Origin of the sequence: Desulfobulbus elongatus DSM 2908 (genome assembly GCF_000621145.1) — a bacterium.
GTDB lineage: Bacteria > Desulfobacterota > Desulfobulbia > Desulfobulbales > Desulfobulbaceae > Desulfobulbus > Desulfobulbus elongatus.
The window spans coordinates 85,076-107,689 of the sequence record NZ_JHZB01000014.1 but is presented as its reverse complement, the minus strand read 5'-3'; the positions used below and the strand labels follow the sequence as shown (position 1 = coordinate 107,689).

Genomic DNA, 22,614 nt, shown 5'->3' with positions numbered 1-22,614 from the left:
AGCACCGGCAGACGTTTCAGGCTGCGGTTCAGCCGTCACTGCCCGGCTTTTCCGGCCTTCGCGGCGGTGTATAACCGATTGCTGTCCGCGCATTAAGCGTAGGCGCACACCCCAATCGATGCAATCAGGGGAGAAGTGCGCTCATTGATCGCAAATTTACTGAAATTTTCAAGGAACAAGACGCCAATGTCGCCGTAGCGTGCGGGGTATGCCAACTTGGGGAGAAGTCACTCCCTGAAAAACGACTTAACAGAACCATGAAAGGAAAATCCGGCCATGGCTGTCACTGATTCAGGACCGCATTCAGCAGCCTCATAAAAAGAAGAAATTATTTCTCACTAAAAAATGGTATTTTCTTGATAATCAAAATCAGCAGAAACAAAAAACAACCATTCTTCGGTTTTGGTAAGCAATTTTTTGAGTTGTTCAACATTCTTACAGAAAATAATGGCACTTACTATTTTGTAGGTCTAGAAACAAAGCAATCAGGATATGTTCTATCCAAGCCACAATTACACAACATGATTTTCAACGAGTCATTAAGTTGCTCGAAAGATGGAAAAGAATTTAAAATAAATTACTACAATTTAAAAGACAATGATCATTTTCTATCACCAAGATATTTTTTAAAAAAAATAGAAGCAGATCACACTGAAAGCATTGATTAAATAAAATTTTTCATATTAAATAGTTTCACTGGGCCGCTAAAGCTCGCCGGCGAGCTGCACGTTAAAATCTGACATTACTCCAGGTTTCCTTGACTCGATAATTATGCTGAAGAATTAGGATGAAAAGCAAATAACGTTCATTACTACCTCTATACGGTCCGAATACAGTCAAACAACCGAACACGTTGCAGACCAACTACCTAACCACCTAAATTACCGACCTCATATGTCCACACCCTTCATCCATCTCCACGTGCACACCCAGTACTCCATGCTCGACGGCGCCATCCGCGTCTCCGACCTGGTCGAAACCGCGCAGAATTTCGGCATGGACGCGGTGGCGGTCACCGACCACGGCGCCATGTACGGCGCGCTGGAGTTCTACGAAAAGGCCAAGAAAGCCGGGATCAAGCCGCTGGTCGGCTGCGAGTTCTACCTGGCGGAAAACGGCATGCACCTCCACGACCGGAGCGGCGGCCACAATTTCCACCTCGTGGCCCTGGCCATGGACGAGACCGGCTACCACAACCTGATGAAGCTGGCCTCCCTGGCCCAGACCCAGGGATTCTATTACCGGCCCCGCATCGACCGGCAAACCCTCTATCAGCACCACGAGGGGCTGATCGTGCTCACCGCCTGCCTCAAGGGCGAGATCCCCTGGCGGCTGGCCCACAACGACCCGGCCGGCGCCCGAGCCCGCACCCTGGAGATGCAGAAGGTGTTCGGCGACCGCCTCTATCTCGAAATCCAGGAGAACGGCATCCCCGAACAGACCGTCGCCAATCAGGGGCTGATGGCCCTGGCCGACGAACTGGGAATCAAGCTGGTCGCCACCAACGACTGCCACTACCTCACCAAGGAGGAATCCTACGCCCACGAGGTGCTGCTCTGCATCCAGACCGGCAAGACCATAGGCGATCCCAACCGGTTCCGCTTCAACACCAACCAGCTGTACTTCAAATCCGGCGACGAGATGGCGGCCCAGTTCGGCTACTGCCCGCAGTCCCTGAGCAACACCCTGGAAGTGGCCGAACGCTGCAATCTGAACCTCACATTCAAGGACCACCATTTCCCCATCTTTCCGGTGCGGGAAGACGAAACCCTGGATTCGGTCTTTGCCCAGGCCTGCTGGGACGGCTTCAAACAGCGGCTCGCGCAGATGCGCGAGTTGGAGACGGTCAGCGCCGAAACCGAAAAAAACTACCGAGACCGGCTGACCCTCGAAGTCGAGGTCATCCAGAAAATGGGTTTCTCCGGCTACTTCCTAATCGTGGCCGACTTCATCAACTGGGCGAAGAAGCAAAAGATTCCGGTGGGGCCCGGCCGCGGCTCCGGTGCCGGCAGCCTGGCCGCCTACTGCATGTCGATCACCGACATCGATCCCATTCCCTACGGCCTGCTGTTCGAGCGTTTCCTCAACGTCGAACGGGTGTCCATGCCCGACTTCGACGTCGACTTCTGCAAGGACCGGCGCGACGAGGTCATCGACTATGTCCGCCAGCGCTACGGCGGCGACGAGCACGTGGCCCAGATTGTGGCCTACGGTTCGATGAAGGCACGGGCCGTGCTGCGCGACGTCGGCCGGGTGCTCGACATCCCCCTGCCGGTGGTGGACCGCATCGCCAAGCTGGTGCCGGAGGAGTTGAAAATCACCCTCAAGAAGGCCATCGAAAAGGAGCCCCGGCTACGCGAGGCGATGAAGGAGAACGAGGTCCGCGAACTGCTGACCATCTCCCAGAGCCTGGAAGGGCTGGCCCGGCACAAGTCGACCCATGCCGCCGGCGTGGTCATCTCGCCCAAGCCGATGGTCGAATACCTGCCGGTGTGCATCGGTCCGAACAAGGAAATCCTGACCCAGTACGACATGAAGTACACCGAGAAGACCGGGCTGATCAAGTTCGACTTCCTCGGCCTGAAGACCCTGACCGTGATCGACCGGGCGCTCAAGCTGATCGCCAACGACCTCGGCACCGAGGTCGACCTGCGCAAGATCCCGATGAACGATCCCAAGACCTACGCCCTGCTCTGCCGGGGCGACAGCCTGGGGGTCTTCCAACTGGAAAGCGACGGCATGCGCGAACTGCTGATCAAGATGCAGCCCGAGCAGTTTTCCGACCTGATCGCGCTGGTGGCCCTGTACCGGCCGGGGCCGCTCGACTCGGGCATGGTCGACACCTTCGTCGAAACCAAGCACGGCCGCAAGCCCGCCGACTACCCCCTGCCCCAGATCAAGTCGGTGCTCCAGGAGACCTACGGCGTCATCGTCTACCAGGAGCAGGTCATGAAGATCTCCAATATCCTGGCCGGCTACAGCCTGGGCGACGCCGACATCCTCCGCCGGGCCATGGGCAAGAAGATCCCGGAGGTCATGGAAAAGGAGCGGGGCAAGTTCATGGCCGGGGCCAAGGCGAACAATATCCCGGAGGAAAAGGCCAAGTACATTTTTGATTTGATGGCCAAATTCGCCGGCTACGGCTTCAACAAATCGCACTCGGCGGCCTACGCCCTGGTCGCCTACCAGACCGCCTACCTCAAGGCCCACTACCCGGCCCAGTTCCTGGCGGCCCTGCTCTCCTGCGACGTGGAGAACACCGACAAGGTGGTCAAGTACATCAACGAGTGCCGCCAGGAAAAAATTGAAGTGCTGCCGCCGGACATCAATGAGTCGGTCAACGACTTCACGGTCATCAACGACCGGATCCGCTTCGGCCTGGCGGCGGTGAAGAATGTCGGCGGCGCGGCCCTGGAATCGATTCTGGCCGAACGCGAGGCCGGCGGCCAGTACCGCTCGCTGGCCGACTTCTGCAGCCGGGTCGATTCCTCCAAGGTCAACCGCAAGGTGATCGAGAGCCTGATCAAGGCCGGGGCCTTCGATTCGCTCAATTCCAACCGGAAGCAGTACCTGGAGGCCCTGGACCAGTGCCTCGAACGGGCCAAGGCGGCGCAACGCGACCGGTTGAGCGGCCAGATGAATCTGTTCGCCATCGGCCAGCCGGAGGCTGTGCAGAACGGCAGCATCGAGGTCGATCTGCCGGAGGTCGAGGACTGGCCCAATCTGGAACGGCTGGGCTATGAAAAGGAAACCGTGGGCTTTTTCCTCACCGGTCATCCCCTGGAGGGCGTGCTGGACGATCTGCGCCGGGTGGTCGACACCGACATCGCCGGGGCCGAAAAGCTGCGCGAGGGCCAGGTGGTGCGGATCGGCGGCCTGATGGCCGCATACAAGGAGCACAAATCGAAAAAAGGCGAGCGCATGGCCTTCACCGTGCTCGAGGACATGAGTTCCAGCATCGAGGTGATCGTGTTTCCCTCCACCTTTGCCGAGTGCTCCCACCTGCTGACCAGCGACCGGCCGCTGATCGTGCTCGGCACGGTGCAGCAGGGGGAACGGGGGGCCAAGATCATCGCCCAGGAGGTCGCCGGCCTGGCCGAGACCATGGAGCAGTACACCGAACGGGCGGTGATCACCCTGCAGGCCGCCTCGACCTCACGCCAGCACATGACGGACCTGAAGGAGCTGCTCTACCAGCACCACGGCGCCACGCCGATCCTGCTCACCCTCCATTTCGACCAGCGGGGCGAGGTCGACATCCAGGTGCTGAAAGACATGGCCATCCGGCCGTCGACCGATCTCTTCCACCAGATCACCAGGCTCTGCGGCCCACGTTCGCTGGCGGTGCAGATGCGCAAGCCCGAGATACAGCCGCGCCGCAACGGCAATGGCAACGGGCGCAACGGTAACGGCCGCAACGGCCATTGACGCTCCACACTCCCGGCATAAAAAAAGGCGGCCCGTCCCTGCGAACGGCCGCCTTGCGCATCCCGTGAACGGCACCGGCCTTGTGGCCGGTCAGCCGCCCGTTTCTTCAGATATTTTCGAACACCTCGTACTGGGTCGGCGCCCCGAGCAGTTTATCGATCCGCTCCTGCACCTCGATCCGCTCCTTGCTGAGTGTCCAGGCCCGCCAGTCGTCGAGGGACTGCCAGGTGCTGATGACCATGCTCACCCCCGGTTCATCGAGCCGGGTGAACGTTTCCCCCGAAATGTAGCCCTTCTGGTTGAGGGTCAGTGCCCTCATCTTCCGAAGGAGGGCTTCGAGTTCGGGAGCCTGCTTGTCCGCGACCTTTCGTTTGATCAAAACCTTGACAGCCATGTGTTCCTCCTCTCGTGTGGGTGAATGAGACGTACAGAACAACCAGACAGCAACAGCTTTTATTTCCTATATAAACACATCCGACCGGGGACGCAAAAGAATGTGCGGGCATTGCTTGAAATAATTCTGCCGCCGCCTATTCGGGACCCGTGGCGGCGCGCCCGCGCTGCAGTCCTCAGACCGTCTCCTTGCGGAGGAGATGGACGGTCACCGGATCGCCGGGCCGGCAACCGGCCAGGGCGGCGGCACTGGCCTGATTGGCGGCGATCTCCAGGTAACCGGTACTGTCGACGAGCACCAGCAGGGTGCCCGGTTCCGCTTCGTGGTAGGAGCGCACCAATTGGCTGATGCGCTGGCTGCCGATCTCGACGAAGTTGAACAGGGCCGGATTCCACCAACCGGAACCGGCGCGGATGGTGGTGTGGAGATTGCCGAAATGATCGACGCGCCGTATCTGCCCCTGCAAGCGGTCGGCGGCGGTATGGACCGCCGAGGGGACGATCGCCATCCGGATGGTTTCCGGGGCCACGGCCGGGCCGAACTGGCTGAGGTCGCCGGTTCGGGCCAGGGCGGCCGCCACCGGGGCCATGATGTCGCGGCCATGAAAGGTGGGGCTGATGGTGGGGGCGAGAAAGGCGGGCTGCTCCAGCCGATGGACCGAGTCGATGCACCGGTCGGCGACCAGCAGCGACAGACAGCCGTTGTCCGGAGCGACGAAAAAATGGCCGTCGCCGGCCGCGGCCAGGATGGCGCGCTCGCTGCCCACGCCGGGATCGACCACGATCACGTGGATAGTGCCGGACGGAAAAAACCGGTAGCTGGTCCGGATGGTGACCGCGGCGGTCACCACGTCCCAGGCGGGGATGGCGTGGGTGAGATCAACGATGGTGGCCGTCGGACAGCCCTTGAGCACGGCCCCCTTGAGTTGGCCGACGTAGGGGTCCTGGAGGCCGAAATCGGTGGTCAGGGTGATGATGGTCGGTTCGTTGCCCATGGCTGCTCTCCGGAAGCTGGCGGGGAAGCGCGTTGGGATTATTGGCGGGCACCGCTCCCGATGCCGTCAACGCCGGCCGGCGCGGGTCCCGGAGCAGATGGAGCCTGACTTTCAGGCAAAGCAGAGACCGCAGTCCGGGCATTCGCTCGAGCCGGGAGGAAACCGGCAGCCGCAGGCCGGACAGACCGCCTCGGCCTCCCCGCCATCGCAGACCGCGCCGGCAAAGCGGGTATCGTGGTCTGCCAGCCCCGTGCTCTGCCGGTATTCCCGCTCCAGGGCGGCCATCACTTCAGCCAGATCCTCCTCCCGCACCTGGAGCAGGACTTCGGGGCCGCGACAGCCGCAGGCGCCTCCGGCCTCCCTGGCCACAACCGACGGCAGTCCCTGGGCGCGGAGAGTTGCCTGCAAGGCCTTCATCTGCAGAATCGGTCCCTTGCGGACGACCACCACCGGTTCTGCGGGATCAATCTCATCGGGTCGGGACACCCGCTCCTCTTGCCGGGCAAGCAGGAGTACGCCGCTGACCAGGGCAAGGCCGCAGTCCGCGCAACTTTGGATCTCGGCGCGGTATTCGCCCTTGCACTGCGGGCAATAGTTGCATTCGGGATCGATGTCCATGGTCCGGACTGATGGATGTTAGAGGATATACCGGCTTAGATCCTCGTTTTCCAAGATGTCGGCCAACCGGCGGCGGACATAATCGGCGGTGACCGTGAAGGCCAGGTCTTCCCGGTCCGAGGCGTCGAAGGAGATTTCGTCGAGCACCCGCTCGATGATGGTGTGCAGACGGCGGGCACCGATATCCTCGGTTTTCTGGTTGACCTGCACGGCAATCCGCGCCATCTCCCGGATGGCGGCATCCTCGAAAACCAGCCGGATGTCTTCCGTGGCCAGCAGCGCCATGTACTGCTTGATCAGGGCGTTTTTCGGTTCGGTCAGGATGCGGAAGAATTCCTCTTCGCCCAGGGCGTGGAGATTGACCCGGATGGGGAAGCGGCCCTGGAGTTCGGGCACCAGGTCCGACGGCTTGCAGACGTGGAAGGCGCCGCTGGCGATGAACAGAATATGGTCGGTCTTGACCGGGCCGTACTTGGTGGACACCGTGGTGCCCTCGACGATGGGCAGCAGGTCCCGCTGCACCCCCTCGCGCGACACCTCGGGCGAGCCTGAACCGGTGCCGCCCCGCGAGGCGATCTTGTCGATTTCGTCCAGGAAGATGATGCCCGACTGCTCGGTGCGACGGATGGCCTTCTCGGCGATGGATTCGGTGTCCACCAGCCGTTCGGCCTCTTCCTTTTTCAAAAATTCCAGGGCCTCGGGCACCTTCATCTTCTTGGGCTGCTTCTTTTTCGGGAAGAATTTGGAAAAGGCCTCCTGGAGGGAGTTCTGCATGTCCTCCATGACCGAGGCGGAAAACACCTCGACCACCGGCGTGCCGCCGGTCGCGGCCACCGCCAACTCCACCACCCGGTCGTCCAGTTCGCCCCGACGCAGCATCTCGCGAAACCGCTCCCTGGTGGTCTGGGCGCGGCTCTCCTCCTGCCGGCCGCCATCGCTACCGTCATACCCCAGGGAAATCACGTTGGCCGACGTAGCGGTACCGTGCCCGGCGGGACGGGGCAGGAGCAGATCGAGCAGCCGTTCCTCGGCCATGGCCGCCGCCTTCTCCTGCACGCCCTCCTCCGCCTCCCTGGTCACCATGTTGACCGCCAACTGGGTGAGGTCGCGAATCATGGATTCGACATCGCGGCCGACATAGCCGACCTCGGTGAACTTGGAGGCCTCGATCTTGAGAAACGGGCTCTGGGCGAGATGGGCGAGGCGCCTTGCGATTTCGGTTTTGCCCACGCCGGTCGGCCCGATCATGATGATGTTCTTCGGGGCGATCTCCTCGCGCAGAGGCGGTGCGACCTGCTGCCGTCGCCAGCGGTTGCGCAGGGCGATGGCCACCGAGCGTTTGGCCTCGGCCTGGCCGATGATGTAGCGGTCGAGCTCGGCCACTGTCTCCCGCGGCGTCAGGGAATTGATGCCTTTCATATTGTTTCGACAACGATGTGGGTGTTGGTGTAGACGCAGATCGAACCGGCGATTTCCAGGGCGGCGCGGGCGATGGCCTCGGCGTCGAGGTCGGAATGGGCCACCAGGGCCTTGGCCGCCGCCTGGGCATAAGGTCCGCCGGAACCGATGGCCAGGATGCCGTCGTCGGCCTCGATGACGTCGCCGGTGCCGGACAGCAGCAGGGAATGGGTGGCGTCCACGGCGACGAGCATGGCCTCCAGTCGTCTGAGCATCTTGTCCATGCGCCAGTCCTTGGCCAGCTCGACCGCGGACCGCATGAGGTTGCCGTTGTACTGTTCGAGCTTCTGCTCCAGCCGGTCGTAGAGGGTGAAGGCGTCGGCTGTGGCGCCGGCGAATCCGGTGATCACCTGGTCGTGGTAGAGCCGCCTGACCTTGCGGGCCTGATGCTTGATGACGGTGGCGCCGAATGAGACCTGGCCGTCGCCGGCGACCACCACCCGACCCTTGTGGCGGATGGCGATGATGGTGGTGGAGCGTATCTTCTGCATGGCTGTAGTTCGCTGCATACCTGTGCGATTCTGGTGCGTTATTGAAGGAAATATGGGCTTGATCTGTAACCACGATGCCGGGCGGAGTCAACCCCGGCCGCCATTTATCGGGACCGTCCCCTGGCCTGGGGATGGGCCTCATCGTAGACCTTGGCCAGGTGGTCGATGTTGAGGTGGGTGTACTTCTGGGTGGTCGACAGGCTGACGTGCCCCAGCAGTTCCTGGACCGTGCGCAGATCGGCCCCCATCTCCAGCAGGTGGGTGGCGAAGGAGTGGCGCAGGGCATGCGGCGTCACCTCCACGCCGATGCCGGCCCGCAGGCCGTAGAGCTGAATGGAACGCTCGACGCTGCGCGCGCTCAGCCGGCCTCCCTGGCCGTTCAAGAAAAGGGCCTCGCGCTCGGGCGGCCTGCCCCGCTGGATGCGCGCCGCCATCAGGCTGTCCCGCTCGGGCCGGTAGCGTTCCAGGGCTTCTGTGGCCGCCCGGCCGAAGGGAATCAGCCGCTCCTTGTTGCCCTTGCCCCGCACCCGGACCATCTCGGCCGCGAGATCGATGTCGTCCAGATTGCAGCCCGCCAGTTCGGAAACCCGCATGCCGGTGGCATAGAGCAGCTCCAATATGGCCCGGTCGCGCCGCCAGAACCGGTCGGTGGCCGCCACCGGTGCTTCCAGCAGGGCGAACACCTCGTCCACCGTCAGAAAGGAGGGGATGTGATGACCGAGTTTGGGACCGGCGACGCCGGCAACCGGGTCCGCGGCGATGATCTTTTCCCGCCGGAGAAAGCGGAAGAAGGTGCGCAGGGCCGAGAGCTTGCGCGCCACCGAGGCGCTGGCGTTCACCGCGTAGAGCGAGCCGACGAAGTCCTGCACCCGGTCGGCGGTGATGGCGGCCGGATCGGGCTCCTCCCCGCAAAAACGGGAAAACTCCACGATATCCCGGCGGTAGCTGTCGGCGGTATGGGGCGAGTAGCCCTTTTCCACCAGCAGCCAGGTCACGAATCGTTCGATCTGGGCGGTCATGGGCAAAGAGATATTGAAACCAAAATGGAGAATGTCTATTATAGACGATTACCTTTGCCCGAGCCAATGGGCAAATAAAATCGTGTGCAGCCCGGACGGGCGGAGCCCTTGTATGGCGAAAAAGACCTTCGAACAAGCGCTGGCCAGGCTGGAGCAGATCACCGCAGAGCTCGAATCCGGGGAACTCAGCCTGGAAAAGAGCCTGGAAAAATTCAACGAAGGCATGGCGCTGGTCCAATTCTGCAGCGGCAGGCTCGACGAGGCGAAATCGCAGGTCGAACTGCTGCTGCACAAGGATGGCGAGCTGACCGGCGTGCCCTTTGCAGAGGAAGACGGTGGAGATCCGAACCTATCTTGACGACCAGCGCCGGCGGGTCGAGGACCGCCTGGCCGCGCTCATGCTGGAGCCCATCGGCGCCTTTGCCGAGCATATCAAGGCCATGCGCTACAGCCTCTTCGCCGGCGGCAAGCGCATCCGGCCCGTTCTCTGCCTGGCCGGCGCCGAGGCGGTGGACGACGGCGAGCCGGCCCGGCAGCGCGCCCTTTCCGTGGCCTGCGCCCTGGAATGCATCCACACCTATTCCCTGATCCACGACGACCTGCCGGCCATGGACGACGACGATCTCCGCCGGGGCAAGCCGACCAACCACACCGTCTTCGGCGAGGCAGCGGCCATCCTCGCCGGCGATGGCCTCCTCACCTTCGCCTTCGACCTGCTCAGCGGCCCGGCTTCCGCCACCATTGCCGATCCGGCGCGCATCCGCATCATCCGGACCATTGCCCACGCGGCCGGCCCCCTGGGCATGGTCGGCGGCCAGTCTCTGGACATGATCTACGAGGGCCAGCAGGTGGGCTACGAGGAACTGCGCCGCATCCACCGCAGCAAGACCGGTGCCCTGATCACCACCTCGGTGGCCTGCGGCGCCATGGTCGCCGGGGCCAGCGAGGAGCAGGAGGCGGCCCTGACAACCTACGGCGACCACATCGGCCTGGCCTTCCAGATCGTCGACGACCTCCTCGATGTCGAAGCCACCACCGCCGAACTGGGCAAACCGGCGGGCAGCGACGTCAAATCCGACAAGGTCACCTATCCCTCGCTGTTCGGCACGGAGACCTCGCGGACCATGGCCAGGGAAGCGGTGCAGGAGGCGGTCGCCGCCCTGGCCGGCTTCGACCACCGGGCCGACCCGCTCCGCGCCCTGGCCCGCTACATCGTCGACCGCAAGAAATAGAACGTCATCATGCTCATTGTGGATGCCCTGACCGACCAGCCCGGCGCCCTGCTGGACACCATCGATTCGCCCCAAGATCTGCGCGGCCTCAGCCTGGCGCAGATGGAGCAGCTTGCCCGCGAGCTGCGGGAAACCATCATCGCCACCGTGGCCGAGACCGGCGGCCATCTGGCCCCCAGCCTGGGCGTGGTCGAGCTGACCCTGGCCCTGCACTATGTCTTCGATACCCCCCATGATCGCCTGATCTGGGACGTGGGCCATCAGGCCTATGCCCACAAGCTCATCACCGGCCGCCGGGACCGGTTCCATACCCTGCGCCGCTACCGGGGCATCAGCGGCTTTCCCAAACGGTCGGAGAGCGAATACGACACCGTCGAAACCGGCCACAGCTCCACCTCGGTGTCGCACGGCCTCGGCATGGCGGCGGCCAAGGCCATCCGGGGCGAGCGGGCCAAGATCGTCGCCGTTATCGGCGATGGCTCCATGACCGCGGGCATGGCCTTCGAAGGACTCAACCATGCCGGCGATCTCGGCCGCGACCTGGTGGTGGTCCTCAACGACAACGAGATGTCGATCTCGAAAAATGTCGGGGCCTTGTCCAGCTTCCTCAGCCGCAAGATGACCGGCAAGATGGTCCGCCGTCTGCGCGACCATATCGAGGAGCGGCTGCTGGCGCTCTCCTCGGTCGGCGAGAACATTCTCACCGTGTTGCGCAAAAGCGAGGAGAGCATCAAGGGCTTCTTCACCCCCGGCATGCTGTTCGAGGCCCTGAAGTTCAAGTATGTCGGCCCGATCCCCGGCCACGAGCTCGGCGATCTGATCGCCACCCTGGAAAACGTACGCGACCACAACCACGGCCCGGTGCTGGTCCATGTGATCACCACCAAGGGCAAGGGCTACGTGCCGGCCGAAACCCATCCCGGCGACTACCACGGCATCGGCCCCTTCGACGTGGCCACCGGCGCGCCCAAAAAAAATTCCGGCGCACCGGTCTCCTACACCAGGGTCTTCGGCGAAACCCTCTGCCGCCTGGCCCGGCAGGATCAGCGGCTGGTGGCGATCACCGCCGCCATGCCCGGCGGCACCGGCATGCTGCCGTTCGCCGCCGAGTTTCCCGACCGGTTTTTCGATGTCGGCATCGCCGAGCAGCACGCGGTCTCCTTTGCCGCGGGCCTGGCGCTCGAAGGGCTGCGGCCGGTGTTCGCCGTCTACTCCTCGTTCATGCAGCGCGCCCTGGACCAGCTGATCCACGATGTCTGCCTGCCCAACCTGCCGGTGACCATCGCCCTGGACCGCAGCGGCGTGGTCGGGGCCGACGGGCCGACCCATCACGGCGTCTTCGACCTCGCCTTCCTCCGCTTCATCCCCAACCTGACGGTGATGGCGCCCAAGGACGAGAACGAACTCCAGCAGATGCTGTTCACCGCCCTGCACCACGACGGCCCGGTGGTGGTGCGCTATCCCAGGGGCAGCGGCGAAGGCGTGCCCCTGGACGCCTCCTTCCGCCTGCTGGACATCGGCGCGGGCGAGGTGCTCAGGGAAGGGCGCGACGTGCTCCTCCTGCCGGTGGGCAACCGGGTCTCTCCCGCGCTGGCAGCGGCAGAACGGTTGGCAGAGGCGGGCATCGACGCCGCCGTGATCAACCCCCGTTTTATCCGCCCTCTGGACAGCGAACTCATCGCCACTTGGGCGGCACAGACCGACCGGGTGGTCACCATCGAGGACAACTGCGTCTCTGGTGGATTCGGCAGCGGCGTGCTCCAGTTGCTGAACAAACGCGGCCTCCATCTGCCGACCGCCATCCTCGGCTACCCGGACCAGTTCATCGAACACGGTCCCCAGGCCGTGCTCTGGGCCAAGGCCGGCATCGACGCCGACGGCATCGTCCGCAGCGTGCAGACGCTTTTGCGCTGAACAAAAAAACAAGGGGCGGCCACGCTGTGCGCGTGCCGCCCTTCCCGTCCCCTTCCGCCCGTTTCCCGGCGGATCGTGTTCACACCCGGTAATAGTCCCGGTACCAGTCAACGAAGTTTTTGATGCCGGTCTCGATCGAAGTGGCCGGCTTGAAGCCCACCGCCGCCACCAGATCGGCGACATCGGCGTAGGTGGCCGGTACGTCGCCGTCCTGCATGGGCAGGAAATTCTTTTTCGCCGTGCGGCCCAGGCAGTCCTCCAGCACCTCGATGTAGCGCATCAGCGGCTGTTTGCTGTTGTTGCCGATATTGTACACCCGCCAGGGGCAAAAGCTGGTGGCCGCGTCGGGGGCGCCGCCCCGCCACTGGGGATTCGGCTCGGCCACCTGGTCGATCACCCGGACCACCCCCTCGACGATGTCGTCGATATAGGTGAAATCCCGTTCCATGTTGCCGTTGTTGAACACGTCGATCGGCCGGTCCTCGAGGATGGCCTTGGTGAACAGGAACAGCGCCATGTCCGGCCGACCCCACGGTCCGTAGACGGTGAAGAAGCGCAGCCCGGTGGCCGGGATGCCGAACAGGTGACTGTAGGTGTGGGCCATCAGTTCGTTGGCCTTCTTCGAGGCCGCATAGAGCGACAGCGGATGGTCGACGTTGTCGTGCACCGAGAAGGGCATTTTGGTGTTGGCCCCGTAGACCGAACTCGACGAGGCGTAGACCAGGTGCCTGACCCCGGTATGGCGGCAGCCTTCGAGGATGTTGGCAAAGCCGACCAGGTTGGTGTCGACGTAGGATGAGGGATTGATTAAGGAATAGCGGACGCCGGCCTGGGCCGCCAGGTTGACCACGGCGTCGAACCGTTCCGCCGCGAACAGGGCCGCGGTCTGCTCCCGGTCCGCCATGTCGAACCCGGCATGGCGGTAGTTGGCATGGGCCGTCAGTTGGGCCAGGCGATCCCGTTTGAGCTGGGGATCGTAGTAGGCGTTGAGATTGTCGAGCCCGACCACCTCGCGGCCCTCGGCAAGCAGCCGCAGGGCCAGGGCATGGCCGATGAACCCGGCCGCGCCGGTGATCAGAATGTTCTGTAACCTGTCCAATCCGTTCTCCCGGTGGGCTCAGTCGTCGTAATTGCCCGCCGGCCCCTTGTCGGTGCCGAGGGATGCAGCCCGTTCCCGGATCTTGGCCACGGTCCAGTTTTCCGGCGATTCGATCCGGCCGGTCTTGGGTCCGATGTCGTAGGAACCGGCCTCGAGGATCGCCTCCACGCCGAAGCGGGCGGTATCGGCGGCGTTGAACACCTCGACCAGCATGGTATAGATGAAATTCTCCACCCGGCGGGCCATCCGCTCGCGCACCGCCTTGGGCTGCCCCAGGATCTTGTTTTCGAAGGGCAGGTTGAGGCTCTTATAATCCCCCTTCTTCCAGCCCTTGGCATCGGCGTAGGCCCGCATCGCCTGCCACAGCTCCTCGGTGACGCCCTCGTCCGGAACCTTGATGAATTCGCCGTTGGCATCCAGCGCGGCGTTGCCGTAATCGTTCACCTCCACGCCCCAGGACACCATCTGCAGGGCGGTGGCCACGTTGGCCTTGGTGGTGTAGGTCTGGGCGGCGATGGCCCGCAGCCGGTCGGAATTGTTGCCGGAGGTGCCGTGCTGGGCTCCGGAAACCGCGTATCCGGCCAGGGCCTTGTGGATCTCGGCGGTCAGTTCCACCTGGATGCCCTGGGCCGAGGCCTCGATGCCGTGGGTGGTGCCGTTGTTGAGCGCGATCCAGTCCGGAAAAATATCGTGGGCGTTCAACCCCTGGATGATGAACAGGGCCTCTTCCTTGGTGGACAGCCCCTGCTTGCCCTTGATCTCGCCCACTTCGGTCTCCAGTCCGGCCCAGGACGGGACGTATTGCGCCAGTTCGATGCTGGCCAGCAGGTTATCGGCGTCGGGCATGTGCGAGGCGTCGATGGCGATCGAGGTGATGCCGGCCTCGAAGATGGTCGGGATCTCGACGGCGGCCGGCGGCACGTCTTCCGGTTTCTTGATGCCGTAATGATCGGCATGGATGGCCACCGGCACGGTGATCGCCAGTTCGTTGCAGAGAGCGTCCACCTGGCGGGCCATGTTCCAGTAATTCACCGGGCAGTAGGCATTGGCCCCGCCCTCGGAGCGGGCGATCTCGATGATGATCGCCGCATGCGCCCGCTGCGCCGCCCGGAGCGCGCCGCGGATGATGAGATTGTTGCGGCCGTTGGCGGCGATGGTCATGGCCCCGCCCTTGGCCAGCATGGCGCGGTCGATCACCTTGCCGCTGACGATCAGGGCGCGCGAGTTGGGAAACAGGGTTCTGATGTTCGGCGGCCGGCCTACTTCCAGGGCTTTCTCGAAATCGGCGATATAGGACATATGCTCCTCCTGTTGACGATGCGTTCGGGTGATGGACGGTGGCGGGATCGGCACTCGCTTTCCGCCTACCGGAGGCGTACAGGCCAACTTGTCTAAAATAAACGAATGGTTCTCTATCCGGCAAGGAGAAAGTCACGGTCCCGGCACAGACGGCGGCGGATGCCTCACTCCTGTTCGTGGCTGTCCGCGTCGGCGGCCGGCTCTTCTTCCCTGTCGCCCCTGGGAGAAAAACCGGCCAAGGTGGTGCGGGCGAAGAGGGCCACGGCCACGATGCTGACCTCGTAGAGCAGAACCAGCGGGCCGGCCATCAGCAACTGGTTGACCACGTCCGGCGTCGGGGTGAGGATGGCGGCGACGATGAAGGCGATCAGCACGGCGTACTTGCGGTTTTTCGTCAGAAACGGCTTGTTGACCACGCCGATCCGCCCCAGAAACACCATCAGCACCGGCAGTTCGAAAATGAGGCCGAAGGCGAAAAACAGGCGCAGGGCCAGCGAGAAATATTCGTCGACCGCCGGCATGGGTTCGAGGAAATCGCTGGTGTAGCCGAGCAAAAACTGAAAGGCCGGCGGAAAGACCACAAAATAGCCGAAGGCGGCACCGGCGAGAAAGCAGAGGGTGGAAACCAGGGTGAACGGGATCAGCACCCGTTTTTCATGGCGATAGAGACCGGGAGAGACAAACCGCCACACCTGCAGGAAAATGACCGGGCTGGCGAAGACCACCCCTGCCACCAGGGCGAGCTTCAGATAAAAAAAAACCCTTCCTGGTAGGCGGTGAAGATCAGCGGCGTTCCCTCGGGCAGGACCTTGAGCAACGGTCGGAGAAACCAGGCGGCCAGCGGTTCGACAACGCTGTAGGCCGCGGCAAAGCCGGCGGCCACCGCCCCGAGCGACACCAGCAGGCAGGCGCGCAGCTCCCGCAGGTGCTCGGTCAGGCTCTGTTCAGTGAAGTGTTCCTGGGATGCCACGGCAGTCTCGTTTTCCCTTGAAGTTGGTCTTTTTCCCCCGCCTTTCTACCCGATCATCGGAGGAATGTAAACGGGTTATGGATAATGTTTGACTTCAACTTCCACTTGGGGCTACACTGGCCCGTAGAGCCAATGAATTGATTTCCAAGGATTTTTACAAGGTTGACCATGGCCGCCATTCTGGTTGTCGACGATGAGTTGAGCATGCGCGAGTTCCTCAGGATTCTTCTGACCAAGGAAGGATACGAGGTGACCACCGCCGCGGAGGGAACAGCCGCCCTCGCCCTGGTCGCGAAACAGGCCTATGATTTGGTGATTTCCGATATCCGCATGCCCGGCATGAGCGGCCTCGACCTGTTGTCCCGGCTCAAGCAGGTGCAGCCCGAGACCGGCATGATCATGATCACCGCCTTTGCCTCGCCCGACGATGCGGTGGCGGCGATGAAGAACGGGGCCTTCGATTACATCACCAAACCCTTCAACGTCGACGAGATCAAAGCCGTCATCCGGGCGGTACTCAAGAAGAAGCAGCAGAACGAGGCGCAACCGGCGAACTGCTTCCCGGAGATCATCGGCCAAAGCCCGGAGATGACGAAAATCTTCGACCTGATCGCCAAGATCGCGCCTACCCCGGCCAACGTACTGATCTATGGCGAATCGGGCACCGGCAAGGAACTGGTGGCCAAGGCCATTCACAATTGCTCCCGGGTCGCGGCCCATCCCTTCGTCCCCATCACCTGCAGCGCCATTCCCGAAAGTCTGCTGGAGAGCGAGCTGTTCGGCCATGTCAAGGGGTCGTTCACCGGAGCCATCGCCGACAAGGCCGGCCTGTTCCAGCAGGCCGACGGCGGCACCGCCTTCCTCGACGAGATCGGCGAACTGACGCCGATCATCCAGACCAAGCTGCTGCGGGTTCTCCAGGAGCGGGAATTCATGCCGGTCGGCTCGACCAGGACCCGGCAGGTCAACGTACGGATCATCGCCGCCACCAACCGGGTCCTGGAACGGGAAATCATCGAGGGCAAATTCCGGGAGGATCTGTACTACCGCCTGGCCGTGGTGCCCATCCGGGTGCCGCCGCTACGCGAACGGATCGGCGACGTGCCGCTTCTGGTCGACCATTTCCTGAAAAAATACTCCAGGCTGCTCGGCAAGGAAGTGCAGACCATTTCCTCCTACGGCATGGAGGTGCTGATGCAGTACGATTTTCCCGGCAATGTCCGCGAGCTGGAAAATATCATCGAGCGTGGCGTGGCGCTGGAATCCTCCAACATCATCCTGCCGGAAAGCCTGATCCTCTCCCTGCACCGCCGGGAAAAGAACAAGGCGGAACCGACCGCCCCCACCAGCGCGCCGCTCTTTGTCGCCGCCCACGACGAGACCGAACTCTTCAGCGAGGGCTTGGAGGAAATCCTGCAGCGGGTGGAGAGGGAGATGCTTCTCCACGCCCTGGCCAAGGCCGACAACTCCAAGATGCGGGCCGCCGACCTGCTCAAGCTCAGTTTCCGGAGCCTGCGCTACAAGACCAAGAAACACCAGATCGACTGAAGCCTCCGCCCGCCGGGGCGGAATCCCCCGATCCATACAAGCCGTCCGCTTTCAGCGTCCCATCAGCATGTTGCGTTTTCTCTCCCGACCGATCATCGACAGCGAGCAGGAAACCCGGAAGCATCTTCTGTGGTGGCTCATCACCCGTGTCGTCCTGTTCACCCTGCTGTTCGGCCTGACCACGGTGCTCCGGGAAAAGGGGCTCGCCCTCGTCATGCCCGACGCATCCGTGAGCCTCGCCTTTCTCGCGGGGCTCTACGGCTTTTCCTTCGTCTCCGCCCTGTTTCTGCAGAGACGCTGCCGGGCGGTGCGCCGGTTCGGCCTGCTCCAGCTCTGCTGCGACGCCGGCCTGATCGCCCTGCTGGTGTATGGCACCGGTTGCAGCAAATCCGATTTCACCTCGCTGCTCATTCTGCCGGTGATCGCCGCCGGCTTGATCCTCTACCGGATGGGCGGCTTGTTCCTCGCCGCGGTCACCACCTTCGCCTACGGCGCGATCCTGGCCCTGGAGCAATTCCGCTGGCTTCCCGCCTATTTCGCCCGCGCATCCCATGTCGGCACGGTTTCCCTGCTCTCGGCCACCAACCTGTTCGCCGTCTACGGCCTGCTCTTTTTCCTCGCCGCGCTGTTGAGCGGCCAACTGGCGCGCCGGCTGCGGGCCACCGAGGAAAAACTCCACCGGACGGCCCTGGAGTACGACCGGCTCTCGATTCTCTACAAACAGATCTTCGACGATATCTCCACCGGCATCATCACCACCGATCAGTCCGATTTCATCACCTCCTACAACCAGGCTGCGGAGCGCATCACCGGCATTCCCCGCGAGCAGGTGCTGGGCCAACCGTTCAGCCGGCGTTTTCCCGCCATGGTCCTCCAGGACATGCAGGGCCGCAATGTCTGCGATTTCGGCAGACCGGACGGCGCCGTGATCAGGATCGGCTATTCTTTTTCTTTTCTGAACATGCCCGTCCGGCAGGAACAGGAGGATGGACAGCAGTCGCGGTGGAAGGTGGTCACTCTCCAGGACATCAGCCAGATCGAACGGATGGAGCAGCAGGTGCGCGAGGCGGAAAAGATGGCGGCCATCGGCGAATTGAGCGCCTCGATCGCCCACGATTTCCGCAATCCCCTGGCGGCCATTTCCGGTTCCGCCCAGATCCTCGCCATGGACCAGGACAATATCGGCGCCCTCGACCCGGCGACCTTCAAGTCGCTCGTGGGGATCATTCTCCGGGAAACCGGCCGGATGGCCAAAACCATCACCGATTTTCTCCAGTTCGCCAGGCCGGCCCCAATCCAGCCGGAATGGTTCGACCTCAATCGGCTGGTGGACGAGGTGCTCGCCCGGGGACAACTGGCAACCGCCATGGTGGCTGGCACGGTGATCAAGGACATCGGGGCCCGCATCGACTGCTGGGCGGACCGGCAGCAGATCCAGACCGTCCTCGCTCACTTGGTGGACAATGCCTGCCACGCGGTCGCCGATCGACCGGGAAACGTGGTGATCGCCGCCGGAGAGATCAACGGAGGCGATCAGGGGGAACTGTGGCTGGAAATTCGCGATCAGGGCCCCGGCATCCCGCCGGATCTGCGGGAGAAAGTCTTCGTCCCCTTCTTCTCCACCCGGACGGACGGCACCGGCCTGGGTCTGGCCATTGCCCGCCAGATCGTGGAGCAGCACGGCGGTAGGATCGAGATCGACGCCAGTCCCGACTACCCTACGATCATGCGCGTACGTCTGCCCCTGCCCGCGCCGACTCCTCCCTGACCTTCCCCACCCTGGCGCCGAGCCGCTGCAATTTTTCCACCATGTTCTCGTAACCTCGCTCCAGGTGGTAGATCCGGGAAATTCGGGTCGTGCCGCCGGCGGCCAGGCCGGCGATCACCAGCGACGCCGAGGCCCGCAGATCGGTGGCCATCACCGGCGCGCCGCACAGTTTGTCGCGGCCGATGCCCCGAACCACGGCGCGGGAACCCTCGATGGTGATGTCCGCCCCCATGCGTTTAAGTTCGGCCACGTGCATGAACCGGTTCTCGAAGATGGTTTCGTGGATGATGGCGGTTCCGTTTCCCAGAACCATCAGGGCCATGAACTGGGCCTGGAGATCGGTAGGAAAACCGGGATACGGCAGGGTGGTGATGTCGACGCTGCACGGACGGCAGATGCTGCGGCCGTCGATTTCCGGGCAGGAAACGGTGAGCGATGTCGCTTCCGTTTCGATGTTGACGCCGCAGAGCAGCAGTTTTTCCGTCAATGCCGGCAGATGGGCGGGGGTGCAGTCGGTCAGGGTGACCGTGCCACCGGCGGCCGCCACGGCGATCATGTAGGTGCCGGTCTCAATGCGGTCGGGGATGATGGTCGATTCGGTGGCGTGCAGCCGGTCGACGCCGTGGACGACCAGCCGGTCCGTGTCCTTGCCCTCGATTTCGGCGCCCATGGCCACCAGCATGTCGATGAGATTGCCCACCTCCGGTTCCTTGGCGGCATTCTTGATCACCGTATCCCCCCTGGCCATGACCGAGGCCATGAGCACGTTTTCGGTGCCTGTCACCGAGGGAATGTCGAAATAGACGGTCCCACCGCGCATGCGGCCCTCAACGGCCGCCTCCACATAGCCGTGCTCCAGGCGGGTGGTCACCCCCAACTGCTCGAAGCCTTTGAGATGGAAATTAATCGGCCGGGCGCCGATGGCGCAGCCGCCGGGCAGCGACACCCGGGCGAAACCGGTGCGCGCCAGCAGCGGTCCCAGAACCAGGACCGAAGCCCGCATGGTTTTCACCAGGTCGTAGGGCGCCTCCACCCCGGTGAGGTGGTCGCTGTTGATCTGCACCGTCTGCCCCTGCCGCTGCCATCGCGCCCCCAGGATTTCCAGGAGGTTGAGCATGGTCCTGGTGTCGCGCAGATCCGGGACATTGTGCAGGGTATGCGATCCTGGCGCAAGCAGGGTGGCGGCGATGAGGGGCAGGGCCGCGTTCTTGGCGCCGCTGATCGCCACCGTGCCGTACAGGGGCGATCCGCCCTCGATGATGAGTTGGTCCATAAGGTGTGTCTGGTGAAAAAAACAAGACAGGACGCGGCGGCACCGAAAAACGCCCCGCGGCCGAGGTTACGGTTCGTGGCGCGCCCGCAGCACCCGCGGTCGGCCGGCCCAATCGTCGATGACCCGGACCTGACCATAGCCGGGCACGGCCGACCGGAAAAGACGGTCGACCCTTTCGCCCTGATCGGCGCCGATCTCCAAAAAAAGCCAGCCACCGGGACGCAGGTGGTGCCGGGCCTCTGCGGCGATCCGTTCGATGCAGCCCATCCCGCCCGGACCACCCGACAGGGCCAGCCGGGGCTCGGCCCGGCCGACCTCCGGCTCCAGGCCGTCGATCTCCTCTTCGGCGACATAGGGTGGATTGCTGACGATCAGGTCGAAGACAGCGCAGGGCGTCAGGGCGGCAAACAGATCGCAGCACAGGGGCAGAACCCGGTCAACGGTCCCATGCCGAACGCTGTTTTCCTGCGCCACCCGTAGCGCGGCCTCGGCAATGTCGGCGGCCACCACGGGGCATCCCAGTTCCCTGGCCAGAACCACCGCGATCACCCCGCTGCCGGTGCAGAGATCGAGGGCTCGGGTTATTGTGCCGCCCGTGCAGGTGGCCAGCACCTGCTCCAGGAGAAATTCGGTCTCGGGACGGGGAATGAGCACCGCCGGCGATACCGCGAAATCGAGCGACCAGAACTCCTGTGAGCCGGTCAGGTGCTGGAGGGGAATCCGCTGGCACCGGCGGGCCAGCAGTTCCCGATACCGGGCCAGGACCGTTTCGTCCACGTCCTGGTCGGCGCGCAGCACCAACTGGCTCCGGCTCAAGCCCGTGACATGTTGCAGGAGCAGGCGGGCGTCCGGGGCCGCATCGGCGATGCCGGCGGCGGCCAGCCGGGCGGCCGCGTCGGCCAACAGGGCATCGATCCGCATCGGGCCGCCGGTCAGTGGACCGATTTGAGGGCTTCGGTCTGATAGTGGGTGATGAGCGGCACGATGACGTCGTCGAGCATGCCGGCCATCACCTGATCCAGGCGGTAGATGGTCAGATTGATGCGGTGATCGGTGACCCGGCCCTGGGGAAAATTGTAGGTGCGAATCCGCTCGCTGCGGTCGCCGGAGCCGACCTGGCTCTTCCGCTCCTCGGAGATCCGGTCGTGCCGCTCCTGCTCCATCCGGTCGAGCAGGCGGGCGCGCAGGACCTGCAACGCCTTGGCCTTGTTCTTGTGCTGGGATTTCTCGTCCTGACAGGTGACCACCAGGCCGGTGGGCAGGTGAGTGACCCGGACGGCGGAGTCGGTGGTGTTGACCGATTGGCCGCCCGGACCGGAGGAACGGTACACATCGAATTTCAGTTCGTTGGGCTCGATGTGGAGGTCCACCTCCTCGGCCTCGGGGATGATGGCCACGGTCACCGCCGAGGTGTGGATGCGGCCCTGGGTTTCGGTGTCCGGCACCCGTTGCACCCGGTGTACCCCGGATTCGTACTTCAGACGGGAATAGACCTGCTGGCCGCTGATCAGGGCGATGATCTCCTTGAAGCCGCCGATGCCGATGGGATTGGAACTCATCACTTCGACCCGCCAGCCCTGCATTTCGGCATAGCGGCTGTACATGCGGAAGAGGTCGGCCACGAACAGGGCGGCCTCGTCGCCGCCGGTCCCGGCCCTGATCTCCAGAAAAATGTTCTTTTCGTCGTTCGGGTCCTTGGGCAGCAGACGGATGCGGATCGCCTTCTCCAGTTCCGCCTGCTTGCAGGCCAACTCCTCCAGTTCCGCTTTGGCCAGGGCCACCAGGTCGGGATCGTCCTGCTCGGTACGGATCAGTTCCTGGCTATCGCGAATCTGGACGCAGACCGAGGTATAGGCCGCGTACAGTTCGGCGATTCTGGCGACCTGGGCATGTTCGCGGACCACCTCCCGGTAGCGCTGCTGGTCGGTCACCAGCTGCGGGTCGGACAGCTGCCGCTCCAGCGCGTCCAGCTTTTCGTCGATGTCGCGGAGATTGTCAAACATGCCTGCCCTGCACGGACTCCGGGAAAGGAGAGAACCACATCATCCAGAAAGGACGGAACAAAGCCCACTGTGCCGTTGCCACCGTTGTTGGCGAAAACGGCCGGCC

The 22,614-nt window shown here is 63.3% G+C and carries 18 protein-coding genes and 1 pseudogene; 7 read left to right on the top strand and 12 right to left on the bottom strand.

Annotation, left to right across the window (positions count from 1 at the left end; genetic code table 11):
- Positions 1-356 precede the first annotated feature (356 nt).
- Together Q362_RS23520 and dnaE are read left to right on the top strand one after the other, a co-directional pair.
- A complete protein-coding gene (locus tag Q362_RS23520) occupies positions 357-668 on the top strand; it encodes a hypothetical protein (protein WP_157469981.1) in 312 nt (103 codons plus the stop codon).
- A 226-nt stretch (positions 669-894) separates the two neighbouring features.
- Entirely contained in the window at positions 895-4,428 is a 3,534-nt protein-coding gene (dnaE, locus tag Q362_RS0108560; RefSeq protein ID WP_028318343.1) for a DNA polymerase III subunit alpha, read from the top strand.
- Between the two features lie 106 nt (positions 4,429-4,534).
- On the opposite strand, the gene Q362_RS0108555 is transcribed toward dnaE, so the two are convergent.
- The 6 genes from Q362_RS0108555 to xerA all read right to left on the bottom strand — a co-directional run bounded on the left by Q362_RS0108555 (position 4,535) and on the right by xerA (position 9,402).
- A complete protein-coding gene (locus tag Q362_RS0108555; protein WP_028318342.1) occupies positions 4,535-4,822 on the bottom strand; it encodes an antibiotic biosynthesis monooxygenase family protein in 288 nt (95 codons plus the stop codon).
- Positions 4,823-4,997: 175 nt separating this feature from the next.
- On the bottom strand, positions 4,998-5,816 hold the full coding sequence (locus Q362_RS19850) for an SAM hydrolase/SAM-dependent halogenase family protein (protein ID WP_035216137.1): 819 nt from the start codon (positions 5,814-5,816) through the stop codon (positions 4,998-5,000).
- 111 nt (positions 5,817-5,927) lie between these two features.
- Positions 5,928-6,434, bottom strand: a complete 507-nt coding sequence (locus Q362_RS0108545) for a zinc ribbon-containing (seleno)protein DG (RefSeq protein ID WP_028318341.1) — start codon at positions 6,432-6,434, stop codon at positions 5,928-5,930.
- Between the two features lie 18 nt (positions 6,435-6,452).
- Complete coding sequence (gene hslU, locus Q362_RS0108540) at positions 6,453-7,853, bottom strand: ATP-dependent protease ATPase subunit HslU (RefSeq protein WP_028318340.1); 1,401 nt, start codon at positions 7,851-7,853, stop codon at positions 6,453-6,455.
- Positions 7,850-8,383, bottom strand: a complete 534-nt coding sequence (hslV, locus tag Q362_RS0108535; RefSeq protein WP_211248468.1) for an ATP-dependent protease subunit HslV — start codon at positions 8,381-8,383, stop codon at positions 7,850-7,852. The genes hslU and hslV overlap by 4 nt, the downstream gene beginning before the upstream one ends.
- Positions 8,384-8,487: 104 nt before the next feature.
- Positions 8,488-9,402, bottom strand: a complete 915-nt coding sequence (xerA, locus tag Q362_RS0108530) for a site-specific tyrosine recombinase/integron integrase (protein WP_028318338.1) — start codon at positions 9,400-9,402, stop codon at positions 8,488-8,490.
- A 112-nt stretch (positions 9,403-9,514) separates the two neighbouring features.
- On the opposite strand from xerA, the gene xseB reads away from it, so the two are divergent.
- Genes xseB through dxs form a run of 3 tightly spaced genes read left to right on the top strand, consistent with a single transcriptional unit; the run spans position 9,515 to position 12,548 of the window.
- A complete protein-coding gene (xseB, locus tag Q362_RS0108525) occupies positions 9,515-9,760 on the top strand; it encodes an exodeoxyribonuclease VII small subunit (protein ID WP_028318337.1) in 246 nt (81 codons plus the stop codon).
- Positions 9,738-10,634, top strand: coding sequence for a polyprenyl synthetase family protein (locus Q362_RS0108520; protein WP_028318336.1), 897 nt, complete (start codon positions 9,738-9,740; stop codon positions 10,632-10,634). The genes xseB and Q362_RS0108520 overlap by 23 nt, the downstream gene beginning before the upstream one ends.
- Positions 10,635-10,643: 9 nt before the next feature.
- Positions 10,644-12,548 carry a 1-deoxy-D-xylulose-5-phosphate synthase gene (dxs, locus tag Q362_RS0108515; RefSeq protein WP_051553936.1) on the top strand — a complete coding sequence of 635 codons (1,905 nt, stop codon included), beginning with the start codon at positions 10,644-10,646 and terminating at the stop codon, positions 12,546-12,548.
- Between the two features lie 79 nt (positions 12,549-12,627).
- Here the strand turns inward: dxs and Q362_RS0108510 are convergent, their stop codons facing one another.
- The 3 genes and pseudogenes from Q362_RS0108510 to tatC all read right to left on the bottom strand — a co-directional run bounded on the left by Q362_RS0108510 (position 12,628) and on the right by tatC (position 15,829).
- Positions 12,628-13,647 (bottom strand): NAD-dependent epimerase, encoded by a 1,020-nt coding sequence (locus Q362_RS0108510; protein ID WP_028318334.1) that lies wholly within the window; start codon positions 13,645-13,647, stop codon positions 12,628-12,630.
- 18 nt (positions 13,648-13,665) lie between these two features.
- Positions 13,666-14,946 (bottom strand): class II fructose-bisphosphate aldolase, encoded by a 1,281-nt coding sequence (locus tag Q362_RS0108505; RefSeq protein ID WP_028318333.1) that lies wholly within the window; start codon positions 14,944-14,946, stop codon positions 13,666-13,668.
- Positions 14,947-15,110: 164 nt separating this feature from the next.
- Positions 15,111-15,829 (bottom strand): annotated as a pseudogene (gene tatC, locus Q362_RS0108500) (twin-arginine translocase subunit TatC).
- Between the two features lie 255 nt (positions 15,830-16,084).
- On the opposite strand from tatC, the gene Q362_RS0108490 reads away from it, so the two are divergent.
- Together Q362_RS0108490 and Q362_RS19845 are read left to right on the top strand one after the other, a co-directional pair.
- Positions 16,085-17,464 (top strand): sigma-54-dependent transcriptional regulator, encoded by a 1,380-nt coding sequence (locus tag Q362_RS0108490; RefSeq protein WP_028318330.1) that lies wholly within the window; start codon positions 16,085-16,087, stop codon positions 17,462-17,464.
- Positions 17,465-17,531: 67 nt separating this feature from the next.
- The gene (locus Q362_RS19845) at positions 17,532-19,232 is read left to right on the top strand and encodes a two-component system sensor histidine kinase NtrB (RefSeq protein ID WP_051553934.1); all 1,701 of its coding nucleotides are present in this window, start codon (positions 17,532-17,534) and stop codon (positions 19,230-19,232) included.
- On the opposite strand, the gene murA is transcribed toward Q362_RS19845, so the two are convergent.
- The 3 genes from murA to prfA form a co-directional block, all read right to left on the bottom strand.
- Entirely contained in the window at positions 19,189-20,505 is a 1,317-nt protein-coding gene (murA, locus tag Q362_RS0108480) for a UDP-N-acetylglucosamine 1-carboxyvinyltransferase (RefSeq protein ID WP_028318329.1), read from the bottom strand. The two genes, Q362_RS19845 and murA, sit on opposite strands and share 44 nt — an antisense overlap.
- 66 nt (positions 20,506-20,571) lie before the next feature.
- Positions 20,572-21,426, bottom strand: a complete 855-nt coding sequence (prmC, locus tag Q362_RS0108475; protein WP_035216133.1) for a peptide chain release factor N(5)-glutamine methyltransferase — start codon at positions 21,424-21,426, stop codon at positions 20,572-20,574.
- 11 nt (positions 21,427-21,437) lie between these two features.
- The gene (gene prfA / locus Q362_RS0108470) at positions 21,438-22,508 is read right to left on the bottom strand and encodes a peptide chain release factor 1 (RefSeq protein ID WP_028318327.1); all 1,071 of its coding nucleotides are present in this window, start codon (positions 22,506-22,508) and stop codon (positions 21,438-21,440) included.
- Positions 22,509-22,614 lie beyond the last annotated feature (106 nt).

Coding starts and splice junctions, on each gene's coding strand:
- dnaE (WP_028318343.1), top strand. CDS start 895: ATGTCCACACCCTTCATCCATCTCCACGTGCACACCCAGTACTCCATG.
- Q362_RS0108555 (WP_028318342.1), bottom strand. CDS start 4,822: ATGGCTGTCAAGGTTTTGATCAAACGAAAGGTCGCGGACAAGCAGGCT.
- Q362_RS19850 (WP_035216137.1), bottom strand. CDS start 5,816: ATGGGCAACGAACCGACCATCATCACCCTGACCACCGATTTCGGCCTC.
- Q362_RS0108545 (WP_028318341.1), bottom strand. CDS start 6,434: ATGGACATCGATCCCGAATGCAACTATTGCCCGCAGTGCAAGGGCGAA.
- hslU (WP_028318340.1), bottom strand. CDS start 7,853: ATGAAAGGCATCAATTCCCTGACGCCGCGGGAGACAGTGGCCGAGCTC.
- hslV (WP_211248468.1), bottom strand. CDS start 8,383: ATGCAGAAGATACGCTCCACCACCATCATCGCCATCCGCCACAAGGGT.
- xerA (WP_028318338.1), bottom strand. CDS start 9,402: ATGACCGCCCAGATCGAACGATTCGTGACCTGGCTGCTGGTGGAAAAG.
- xseB (WP_028318337.1), top strand. CDS start 9,515: ATGGCGAAAAAGACCTTCGAACAAGCGCTGGCCAGGCTGGAGCAGATC.
- dxs (WP_051553936.1), top strand. CDS start 10,644: ATGCTCATTGTGGATGCCCTGACCGACCAGCCCGGCGCCCTGCTGGAC.
- Q362_RS0108505 (WP_028318333.1), bottom strand. CDS start 14,946: ATGTCCTATATCGCCGATTTCGAGAAAGCCCTGGAAGTAGGCCGGCCG.
- Q362_RS0108490 (WP_028318330.1), top strand. CDS start 16,085: ATGGCCGCCATTCTGGTTGTCGACGATGAGTTGAGCATGCGCGAGTTC.
- Q362_RS19845 (WP_051553934.1), top strand. CDS start 17,532: ATGTTGCGTTTTCTCTCCCGACCGATCATCGACAGCGAGCAGGAAACC.
- murA (WP_028318329.1), bottom strand. CDS start 20,505: ATGGACCAACTCATCATCGAGGGCGGATCGCCCCTGTACGGCACGGTG.
- prmC (WP_035216133.1), bottom strand. CDS start 21,426: ATGCGGATCGATGCCCTGTTGGCCGACGCGGCCGCCCGGCTGGCCGCC.
- prfA (WP_028318327.1), bottom strand. CDS start 22,508: ATGTTTGACAATCTCCGCGACATCGACGAAAAGCTGGACGCGCTGGAG.